This window comes from Saccharopolyspora sp. NPDC050642 (assembly GCF_040654735.1).
Taxonomy (GTDB): domain Bacteria; phylum Actinomycetota; class Actinomycetes; order Mycobacteriales; family Pseudonocardiaceae; genus Saccharopolyspora; species Saccharopolyspora elongata.
This window is the reverse complement of the sequence record NZ_JBFAIN010000086.1, coordinates 1-6,384: the sequence shown is the minus strand read 5'-3', so window position 1 is coordinate 6,384 and position 6,384 is coordinate 1. Positions and strand designations below refer to the sequence as shown.

The window sequence follows — 6,384 nt, the reverse complement described above, 5'->3', positions numbered from 1 at the left end:
CCAGGACCCCACGCCCACACCTCTTCACCCCCCCCAGCACACACCACCTCACGACCTCAGCCCCCATTCCACTGAGATCACCTCAATGGAAATCGGACCTTCGATTTCCATTGAAATTGCGGCGGAACACGGCACCGGGACCGATTCCCGCGGGTCAACGCCCGTGAGGGTGTTGGGTTGCTACAGCGCCCCAAGACACTCACGGGCCTCTAGCGGGTGAGGCGGAGCGTCGGGCTCACTCCCACCAGAAGGACCAGGTGCGGCGGCCGCGGATCTCCTGGGCGTAGGCCTCGATGGTGCCCGTCTCCTGCAGGATCCGGTCCGGGCAGAAGGTCCAGTGCTCCGCCGCGACGGCCGCGGCGTGGTCCGCGTCCTGCGGCGGCGCCGCCACGCTCAGGTCCAGCCGGTCCGGGCCGAGGCGCAGCAGGCGCGCCCCGAACCGCTCCTCCCAGCTGCGGGCCATCGCCGAGAGCCCGGCCGTGCGCGACACGTGGTTCGCCGCGCCGGACCAGCCCAGCGCCGTCAGCACGTCCGCGCCGCGCCGCACCGGGATGAGCGCGAGCCGGGTGTCGGCGTCGATGAAGCGCGGCAGCTGCTGGTTGGCCAGGACGTCCGGATCCGCCAGCAGGTTCCCGCCCCGCGCCGGTCCCGGGCAGTTGTAGTCGAACGGCGCCAGCACTTCCAGGTCGTACGCCGGGCCGAGCTCGTCGTCGGCCTGCACCAGGCCGTCCCAGATCCGGGCCATCACGTCGACCACCCGCCAGCGGTCGATGTGCTCCAGCGGTTCCGGCGGCACGACGCCGACCGTGCACCGCTCCCCGTAGACCTCGTCGCTGTCGCACAGCAGCAGCGGCAACAGCCCGGTGATGCGGTGCTCGGAGCGAAGGGCGGCGACGAGCTGCGGCGCCGGGGCGTCGTCGCTGATCCAGCACAGCGGCTCGGGGTTGTCGGTGAGGGTGGTCTGCTCGGTCAGGACCTCGCCGGGCGGTAGCGGGACGGAAACTCCTGCACCGGTGCCGAAAACCGCGGACAGGTCGGCAGGAGCCCCCGCTTGCCGGTCGTCTCGCAACACTTCACCGCCTCCTAGGCAACGCCCCTCGTCGCGGACCACCTTAGAGCCTGGCCTCGACCCGTTTCGCGTGGCGTGCGCAGCCCGCGGCCGTCAAGCCCCGGTGGGATCCGGGGAAAGTCCCGGGATCAGCAGGATCCGGCCGGTCCGGCTGCCCGAGATGTGCAGGTCGAGCGCGCGTGCCGCGGATTCCAGCGGCAGCCGCTCGGCGACCAGCGGCCGCAACTGTCCACTGGCGACCATTCGGAACAACTCGGCCAGGTCCGTCCGGAACTGCGCGTTCGGCCTGATGTAGTACATCCGGGCGCGCCGGCCGCCGGTGCGCCCGAGCAGCCGCGCCAGCTCCCACCGGGCGAGCCGCCGGGTCAGGCCCAGGTAGGGGCGCCACCAAGGCCCGGCGTCGTGCAGCGTCGCCGAGCTGCCGTAGGCGTGCAGCGAGCCACCCGGCGCGAGGAGCCGCCAGGACCGGTCCAGGCTCTCCGGGCCGAGCGGGTCGAAGATGGCGTCCACGCCGCCGGGCGCGAGCTCGGCCACGCGGGCGTCGACGTCCTCGGTGCGGTGGTCGATGAGCTCGATGCCGATGTCCCGCAGCGCTTCGTGCCGGCTCGCGGACGCCGTCCCGATCACCCGCGCGCCGGCGGCGACGCCGAGCTTCGCCAGCAGGACGCCGACGCCGCCGCCGACGCCGTGCACAAGCACTGTCTGTCCACTTCGGATCTTCGCGGCGCGGTGCAGCATCTGCCAGGCCGTGACGCCGTTGACGATCATCGCCGCCGCGTCGCCGGCCTCGACCCCGTCCGGCACGGAAACCAGTTCTGCGTCCCGGATTTCGGCGTACTCGGCCCACGCGCCAGTGCGCGGCATGGCCGCGACCCGCTGGCCCGGTCGCCACCCGGTGACCGCCGAGCCGACCGCGACGACCTCGCCGACCAGGTCGTAGCCGGGCACGAACGGGAACTTCGGCTGGGCCGGGTAGCGCCCGCGCAGCATCTGCACCTCGGCGAAGGACACCCCGGTGGCTTCGACCCGGACCAGCACGCCGTGCGGTCCCGGCGCGGGCGGCGCGCTGCGCCGCGTGGTGACGACTTCGGTCCCGCCGAGGCCGGTGAGCACGATCTCGGTTCCGGTGGTGGGGATGGCCATGACGCCTCCGTGTAACAAGCTCGTTCGATTGTTAGAAGTTCTAACATCACTATGAACCTGTTACGGTGTGGGTGTCAAGGGGAGGGGACATGGACGCAGCGCCGCGCAGCCCGCGGGAGCGGTTCCGGGAGCAGATCCGCAACGAGGCCAAGCGGGTCGCGCTCGACCAGCTCGCCGAATCGGGGCCGGCGGGGATCTCGGTGAACGCGATCGCGAAGCGGATGGGCGTCACCGGCCCCGCGCTGTACCGGTACTTCGACAGCCGGGACGCGCTGCTGACCGATCTGGTCGTGGACGCCTACAACGACCTCGGCGATGCGATGGAAGCCGCGGCGCGAGCGCACCGCGGCGAGGAACCCGCGACTAGGTTCCGTGAAATCGGCGCCCGGTTCAGGGCCTGGGCGCTAGCGCAGCCGCACCGGTACCTGCTGCTGTTCGGCACGCCGGTGCCGGGCTTCCAGGCCCCGGAACTCACCATCGGTCTCGCCGACCGGGCCTTCCGGCCTGTCCTCGACGTCGTCGCCGACCTGGCTCCCGGCGGGCTGCCCGCGGAGCGCACCGCGTTCGACCGGCAGCTCACCGCCTGGCGCGAGCGGCGCGGCGGCTCATCGTTCCCGCCGGCCGTCCTGCAGCGCGCGTTGCTGGCCTGGTCGCGGATGCACGGCTTGATCAGCCTCGAAGTGGAGGGGCAGTTCGGCGCGATGCTCGTCGACCCGGAACCGCTGTTCCGGGCGGAGCTGGAATCGGTGCTCGACCAGCCCTGGCAGTGAGGCGGCTCCTCGGGGGTGCCTCGCTGGGGGAGAGGTCTGGAGCTGCGAGGCGACGCCCGGAGGAGCCGCGCGACTCGGGCGGATCCGCCGTCCTGCGCGGCGGAGCGGCCGAGAGGTCAGTCCCCTTCGCGGGGACGGGGAGTCTCGATCGAGCAATCGCCGCCCGGGAAGACCAGGCCCTCGTGGCCGTCCTTGAACCGGACCTTGTACGGCGGGGCGCCGTCCTCGCCGCGGACCTCCAGGATCTCGGCGACCTGGTCGGCCTCGTCGACGTGCCTGCTGTGCACGTGCAGTCGATCACCAACGGCTGCTTTCATCACCCATCACCTCCGCGGTCCCAGACTAAGTGACCGGGGCCACATCGCACATCGGGTGCGCCGCGGAGGTGCGGGCGGCCGCTTCAGTTGCCGATCTGCGAGCAGGTGGTGGTCACCTGCTGGTACCGCTCCAGCTGGGCGGTGGTCCACTCCGCGCTCGACTCCAGCGTGATCTCGCCGGAGGCGACGCGCTGCACGGACTGCTCGACCTCGAGGAGGTTCTGGCGCAGCGTCTGGTCGGCCGTCTGCTCGGCCAGCTTGCGCAGTTCCTCGGCCTTCGCCTCCGCGTCGGCCTTCGCTTGTTGCGGGTCGGCGAAGTTGGGCATGAAGCTCGCGACGTTGATCGCCTGCGCGCAAGCGGAAATCGAATCCAGGTTCTGCTGCGCCTGCTGGATCTGCTCGTCGGCGTTCTGCAGGCCCTGCTGAACCTCCTGAACCTGGCCGCACGCGGCGAGGCCGGTCAGCAGCGGCAGCGACAGGGCTGCCACCACGAACCTCTTTCGAGCTCGCATCTTCCCTCCGGGGCTTCGGGCGGCGCCGAAGTGGTGCCGCTCTTGTACCCTATCGACCCCGGAACGAGCGATGGGCGAAATGTCGCATCCAGCGGGCCCGAGATCGGCTAAATCCCGTGGATTCGGGAGCGGAACCGATCAGGACGGGGAGATCCAGGCCATGATCTCGGGCGGCAGGTCGAGCTGGGCGATCCACGGGGCCGCGCCGATCCGGTAGAGGACGACGGCGCTCAGCACCACTGCGGCGATCGTCAGGCCTGGGCCGACGAGCACCATCTCCACCTTGCCGCCGGTGCGCATCCGCATCGCCTTCGGCGGTGCCACCGGGTACCAGGTCTTGCCGCTCAGCGGCACCGGCCAGAGCATCGGGCAGCCCTGCTCGGTGATCGCGTCGCCGATGAAGTGCGCGATGCAGCCGATCATCACCGCCACCCCGAAGGCCGCGGCGTTGGTGGGCTGGTCGCCGGCCCAGGCCCAGCAGGCGAGGGTGAGCAGCACCGAGGCCACCGTGATCATCAGCGCGTCCTTGCTGGACGACCAGGTGTGCAGGAGCCCGCGGACCGCGAGCCCGGCGAAGAAGAACATCAGCACGCCGAGCGCGGTGCCCTGGCTGGTCTGCACGATGGCCGTGGTGATCAGCCCGGCGAGCACGGCGAAGACGACGGTGTGGGTGAAGCCGCGGTGGGTGCCCTCCCGGTTGCTGTCGTGCTTGGTGCGGGTCAGCCGGTAGACGAAGCCGCTGAAGCCGCTGATCCCGGCCGACGCGCCGCGCGAGACGGCGCCGAAGGTGCTGGCCACCGTCGACTTCGGGTGATCGATGTCGGGCAGCAGCGCGGCCCCGGCGGACAGCGTGGCCCCGACCACCCAGGTCTTCGGGGATAATTGTCCCAGCGCGTGAGTGTCGGCCAGGGCGGTCACTGCCGCCCAAGCGGCCACCCCGCTCATCGCGTGCGTCGGTCCGGTCGCCACGGCCCCCTCCAAGATCGCTCGGTCGAGTGTCGAGCGTAGAAGAAGATCACGACACCTGGTCGCGGTCGGGAACAGTGGCGCAACGCGCGTCCGCCGGGGTGGTGGCGGACGACGGGGGCAAGGCACAATCGAAGCCGATAGCAGTACGCTTGTACCGCTTGCATTCTCGCGAGAGGAGCACCCCGCCACATGAGCAAGATCAAGGTCCAGGGCACCGTAGCCGAGCTCGACGGCGATGAGATGACCCGGATCATCTGGTCCTTCATCAAGGACAAGCTGATCCACCCGTACCTGGACATCAACCTCGATTACTACGACCTCGGCATCGAGCACCGGGATGCCACCGACGACCAGGTCACGGTCGACGCGGCCAACGCCATCGCCAAGCACGGCGTCGGCGTGAAGTGCGCCACCATCACGCCGGACGAAGCCCGCGTGGAGGAGTTCGGCCTGAAGAAGATGTGGCGGAGCCCGAACGGGACGATCCGCAACATCCTCGGCGGCGTCATCTTCCGCGAGCCGATCGTGATCTCCAACATCCCGCGCTACGTGCCGACCTGGACGAAGCCGATCGTCATCGGTCGTCACGCGCACGGCGACCAGTACAAGGCCACCGACTTCAAGGTCCCCGGCCCGGGCACCGTCACCGTCACCTACACCCCGGAAGACGGCGGCGAGCCGATCGAGTTCGAGGTCGCCAAGTTCGGTGCGGACGGCGGCGTCGCGATGGCGATGTACAACTACCGCAAGTCGATCGAGGAGTTCGCGCGCGCGTCCTTCCGCTACGGCCTGGAGCGCGGCTACCCGGTCTACATGTCGACCAAGAACACGATCCTCAAGGCCTACGACGGCATGTTCAAGGACGTGTTCCAGGAGATCTTCGACAGCGAGTACAAGGCCGAGTTCGACGCCAAGGGCATCAGCTACGAGCACCGGCTGATCGACGACATGGTCGCCAGCGCCCTGAAGTGGGAGGGCGGCTACGTCTGGGCCTGCAAGAACTACGACGGTGACGTGCAGTCCGACACCGTGGCGCAGGGCTTCGGCTCGCTGGGTCTGATGACCTCGGTCCTGATGACCGCCGACGGCAAGGTGGAGGCCGAGGCCGCGCACGGCACGGTCACCCGCCACTACCGCCAGCACCAGCAGGGCAAGCCCACCTCGACCAACCCGATCGCGTCGATCTTCGCCTGGACCCGCGGCCTGCAGCACCGGGGCAAGCTGGACTCGACGCCGGAGGTCGTCGGCTTCGCCGACACGCTGGAGAAGGTCGTCATCGAGACCGTCGAGAGCGGCAAGATGACCAAGGACCTGGCGCTGCTGGTCGGCGGTGACCAGGCGTTCCAGACCACCGAGGCGTTCCTCGCGACGCTGGACGAGAACCTCCAGAAGAAGATGGCCAACCGCTGATCTTCCGCACCGCGAACGCCGCTCCCCACCAGGGGGGCGGCGTTTTCCGCTTTCCGGGAGGGTGGGCAACCCGCAATTTCCATTGAAATCGAACCTTCGATTTCAATGAGGTGATCTCAGTGGGGGTTATGTGTAGCCGTGTTCGTGGTGGGTGAGGACGAGTGCGGCTTGGACGATGTCGCCGATTTTGCCGG

General features: G+C 69.6%; 7 protein-coding genes. 2 read left to right on the top strand and 5 right to left on the bottom strand.

Annotation, left to right across the window (positions count from 1 at the left end):
* Window positions 1-235 precede the first annotated feature (235 nt).
* Together AB0H93_RS44140 and AB0H93_RS44135 are read right to left on the bottom strand one after the other, a co-directional pair.
* Complete coding sequence (locus AB0H93_RS44140; RefSeq protein ID WP_358582933.1) at window positions 236-1,072, bottom strand: DUF4253 domain-containing protein; 837 nt, start codon at window positions 1,070-1,072, stop codon at window positions 236-238.
* A 90-nt stretch (window positions 1,073-1,162) separates the two neighbouring features.
* Window positions 1,163-2,212 (bottom strand): medium chain dehydrogenase/reductase family protein, encoded by a 1,050-nt coding sequence (locus AB0H93_RS44135; RefSeq protein ID WP_358582930.1) that lies wholly within the window; start codon window positions 2,210-2,212, stop codon window positions 1,163-1,165.
* An 89-nt stretch (window positions 2,213-2,301) separates the two neighbouring features.
* On the opposite strand from AB0H93_RS44135, the gene AB0H93_RS44130 reads away from it, so the two are divergent.
* Complete coding sequence (locus tag AB0H93_RS44130) at window positions 2,302-2,982, top strand: TetR/AcrR family transcriptional regulator (RefSeq protein ID WP_358582928.1); 681 nt, start codon at window positions 2,302-2,304, stop codon at window positions 2,980-2,982.
* Window positions 2,983-3,098: 116 nt separating this feature from the next.
* Here AB0H93_RS44130 and AB0H93_RS44125 read toward each other — a convergent pair whose 3' ends face one another.
* The 3 genes from AB0H93_RS44125 to AB0H93_RS44115 all read right to left on the bottom strand — a co-directional run bounded on the left by AB0H93_RS44125 (window position 3,099) and on the right by AB0H93_RS44115 (window position 4,780).
* Window positions 3,099-3,299: a DUF1918 domain-containing protein gene (locus AB0H93_RS44125; protein ID WP_358582926.1), complete on the bottom strand. Its 201-nt coding sequence runs from the start codon at window positions 3,297-3,299 to the stop codon at window positions 3,099-3,101.
* 83 nt (window positions 3,300-3,382) lie between these two features.
* A complete protein-coding gene (locus AB0H93_RS44120; RefSeq protein ID WP_132486338.1) occupies window positions 3,383-3,811 on the bottom strand; it encodes a hypothetical protein in 429 nt (142 codons plus the stop codon).
* Between the two features lie 138 nt (window positions 3,812-3,949).
* Window positions 3,950-4,780: a metal-dependent hydrolase gene (locus tag AB0H93_RS44115; RefSeq protein ID WP_358582924.1), complete on the bottom strand. Its 831-nt coding sequence runs from the start codon at window positions 4,778-4,780 to the stop codon at window positions 3,950-3,952.
* Between the two features lie 189 nt (window positions 4,781-4,969).
* On the opposite strand from AB0H93_RS44115, the gene AB0H93_RS44110 reads away from it, so the two are divergent.
* Entirely contained in the window at window positions 4,970-6,190 is a 1,221-nt protein-coding gene (locus tag AB0H93_RS44110; RefSeq protein WP_132486334.1) for an NADP-dependent isocitrate dehydrogenase, read from the top strand.
* The last annotated feature ends 194 nt before the right edge of the window (window positions 6,191-6,384 follow it).